This window comes from Kitasatospora sp. NPDC057518, from assembly GCF_042802075.1.
Taxonomy (GTDB): Bacteria; Actinomycetota; Actinomycetes; order Streptomycetales; family Streptomycetaceae; genus Kitasatospora.
In genome coordinates this window covers 1-3,197 of the sequence record NZ_JBHVEU010000668.1, presented here as the reverse complement: position 1 = coordinate 3,197, position 3,197 = coordinate 1, and the positions used below count along the sequence as shown (strand labels likewise).

Below are 3,197 nucleotides of genomic sequence, written 5' to 3'. Positions count from 1 at the left end.
ACGTTTCGGGGTGCGGCCACCGCCGCCGCGCCCGATGCCACGGCGGTGAGGCCGGTGGCGGCCAGCAGGGCCACCAGGGCGCCAGCCATCGAACGTATGATCCGATTAGTCATCGTGCTCCTCAAAGCGGTTCCGGAGCAGCGCGGACCCCGCCGATCTGACCAATTTCTCATGGTCTGACCAGCTGGTTTTCCCATCCGCGCCTAGTATGCTCCACTGAAGTTCTACAGCGGTGTAAAAGTTTAGCGACGGGCCCTGCCCGGATCGGCTCCGGCCCCCGGCCACGCGAACCCGCCGCTTCGACGGGGGGCGCGTGGCAACTGTGGAGGATGACGACGTGTCTGGCCGCAAGGGTTCCCCCGGAGCCGAGAATTCGCCGCACCGGGCGGGCGGGCGCCGGAGCACCGGCCGGAGGGCCGACCGGACCGGAACCGGTCAGAACCCGGACAGCTCGGACATAGCGGAGGGCCCGGCGGAGGGCCGCGCGGCGGGCCTGGCGGATGGCCGGGCGGCGGGCCGGGCGAAGAAGAAGCCCAAGCGCAGCACCAAGGAGAAGGTGCTCTGGGCGACCGCCGGCTGCACCGCCCTCGCCGTCCTCGGCGGCGCCGCCCTCTACTACCGGCTCAACAGCAACATCAGCACCTTCGACGGCGACGCCCTCAGCAAGGACCGCCCGGAGGCCGCGGCCCCGGACTCCCAGGGCCGCACCCCGGTCAACGTGCTGATGATCGGCTCGGACAGCCGCGGCAACGGCAACAGCGACCTGGGCGGCGGCGGGGACGGCGGCGCCCGCTCGGACACCGCGATCCTGCTGCACGTCTACGCCGACCACAAGCACGCCGTCGGCATCTCCATCCCCCGCGACTCCCTGGTCACCATCCCGCCGTGCAAGCTCCCCAACGGCAAGTGGACCAAGGAACAGACCAATGTGATGTTCAACAGCGCCTTCTCGGTCGGCGACAGCGACCAGGGCAACCCGGCCTGCACCCAGAACGCCGTCGAGAAGCTCACCAACCTGCGCATCGACCACACCATCGTGGTGGACTTCAACGGCTTCGCGTCGATGACCAAGGCGGTCGGCGGCGTCGAGGTCTGCCTGCCGAACGACATCCACGAGGGGGACCTCAACCCCAACCTCGGCCGCAAGGGGAAGCTGCTCTTCGCCAAGGGCAAGCAGAAGGTCGAGGGCCAGAGCGCGCTGGACTACGTCCGGGTGCGGCACGGCATCGGCGACGGCTCCGACATCGGCCGCACCAAGCGCCAGCAGGCCTTCCTCTCCTCCCTCATCAAGGAGGTGAAGTCCCACGGCATGGACCCGACCACGCTGCTGCCGCTCGCCGACGCGGCCACGAAGTCGCTGACCGTCGACCCCGGCCTCGGCTCCGCCGCCAAGCTGCTCTCCTTCGCCATGGAACTCAAGGACGTGGACCTGCACGACATCAAGTTCCTGACCGTGCCGTGGCGTTACGAGGGCCCGCGGGTCGCCCTGGTCCACCCGGACGTGGACCAGCTCTGGGCCGCGCTCAAGGCCGACCGCACCATCGACGGCCAGGACGCGAGCGCCCCGGCCGAAGCCGGCTCCGCCTCCCCCGCCGCGGATCCCGCCACCACCCCCGCGGCCGCTCCGGCCCCGACGGCCGCCCCGGACGCCAAGGCCGCCGAGGTGAAGGTCTCCGTGCTCAACAGCACCGGCGAGACCGGGCTCGGCGGCCGGGCCGCGGAGACCGTCAAGGGCGCCGGCTACACCGTCACCGGCGTCGGCAACGCGGTCGGCAAGCCGCGCAGCACCACCGTCGTCGAGTACGGCACCGGCGAGCGCACCGCCGCCGAGTCGGTCGCCAAGCTCTTCCCCGGTGCGACCGTGCAGCCCGGCGGCCGGGGCGTCAGCGTCGTCCTCGGCCACGACTTCGCCGCCGCCAACCCGGCGGGCCCCGCCACGCCGGCCTCCGGCGCCGCCGCCACCGCACCGGCCCCGCTGCCCACCAGCATCAGCGGCACCGCCCGCTCGGCCGACGACGACCCCTGCAGCAACCTCTCGTACGGCTGAGCCCGGCCCCCTCGCACAGCGGTCCCCCGTACGACGGCGGGGCGCCCCCGGATCATCGCTCCGGAGACGCCCCGCCGTGGTACGTCCGAGGGGGTGTCAGCGCCTCGTCCCGCAGGACGGACAGAACGCGGCGCCGTCCGGGACGTCCTGGCGGCAGCCCGTGCACTGGACGGGCTGCGCCAGCCGGAAGCCGCAGCCCGGGCAGAACGGCGTGCCGTGGGTCTCGGTGTGGCACTGCGGGCAGACCAGCTGCCGCGGCGTGCTGACGTCGTACCCGGCCCCGGACTGCTGCCCGGCCTTGAACGCGCGCTCGGTGACCGCGTCGTTGAGACCGCGGTGCTGCGCCGCCACCGCCTCGGCCGCGGTGTCCGGGGCGCAGTTGTGGCACAGGCCCTGGGCCGGGTCGAAGCAGCGGCCGCAGGTGTATTGGGTGCACCGGGCGCAACGGTTGAAGTGGGACTGGGCGTTGGTGATGGCCCGCTGGAACGCGGCGTCCCGCGAGGTGCCCCAGGTCTGCCCGGCCAGCCCGTCGGCGGCGTTGCTGATGGTGTTGGCGTTGCCGCCGATCAGGTTCCAGGCCGCACTGACGCCCTTGCCTATCCAGCCGGCCATCTGGCCGGTCCGGAACGGTTCGAACGTCGAACGCCAGGTGTCCGAGCAGCGGTAGCAGTAGAACTCGAACTGGAAGCCCGCGCCGGTGCCGTGCTGCTCGCACATGTCGCGGTAGTTGCTGCTGAAGTAGATCTCCGAACTCACGTCGTCCCCGGTCGCTCAATGGCCTGTCAGCGGTCGCTCCCAGGGACGATAGGGCCCATCGAACGGTTCCGCCAACAACGTTCGACCGTCCCCGATCAGAGCCCGGTGGCCGGCAGCAGCAGTACCCGCGCCGGATCGAACGGCTGCCAGCGCGCGGGCTGCCCGCTGCGGCCGATCCGCAGCCGGCACCAGCGCTGCCCGGCCGCGTCCTGCCACCACCCGCTGATCCGGCCGAGCGCCCAGGCGCCGCCCCCGAGGTCCACCTCGACCGGCTGGTAGACCCACTGGACGTCCCGGTCCGCCGGTTCCGTTCCCACCGGACCTCCGGCGCCCACGGGACTGCACTGACTCTCCATCACGGCCCGGTGGGCCCGGACAGGGCGACGTCCAGCGC

Annotated in this window: 3 protein-coding genes; 1 reads left to right on the top strand and 2 read right to left on the bottom strand. The window is 72.2% G+C overall.

Translation table 11 applies throughout. The features are described 5' to 3' along the window. The first annotated feature begins 457 nt into the window (after window positions 1–457). Window positions 458–2,047 carry an LCP family protein gene (locus tag ACFU7Z_RS38060; protein ID WP_380782678.1) on the top strand — a complete coding sequence of 530 codons (1,590 nt, stop codon included), beginning with the start codon at window positions 458–460 and terminating at the stop codon, window positions 2,045–2,047. A gap of 96 nt (window positions 2,048–2,143) precedes the next feature. Here the strand turns inward: ACFU7Z_RS38060 and ACFU7Z_RS38055 are convergent, their stop codons facing one another. Both ACFU7Z_RS38055 and ACFU7Z_RS38050 read right to left on the bottom strand, forming a co-directional pair. Further along, window positions 2,144–2,803 (bottom strand): zinc ribbon domain-containing protein, encoded by a 660-nt coding sequence (locus ACFU7Z_RS38055; RefSeq protein ID WP_049654596.1) that lies wholly within the window; start codon window positions 2,801–2,803, stop codon window positions 2,144–2,146. 95 nt (window positions 2,804–2,898) lie between these two features. Beyond that, window positions 2,899–3,120, bottom strand: a complete 222-nt coding sequence (locus tag ACFU7Z_RS38050; RefSeq protein ID WP_375873829.1) for a hypothetical protein — start codon at window positions 3,118–3,120, stop codon at window positions 2,899–2,901. Between the last annotated feature and the right edge of the window lie 77 nt (window positions 3,121–3,197).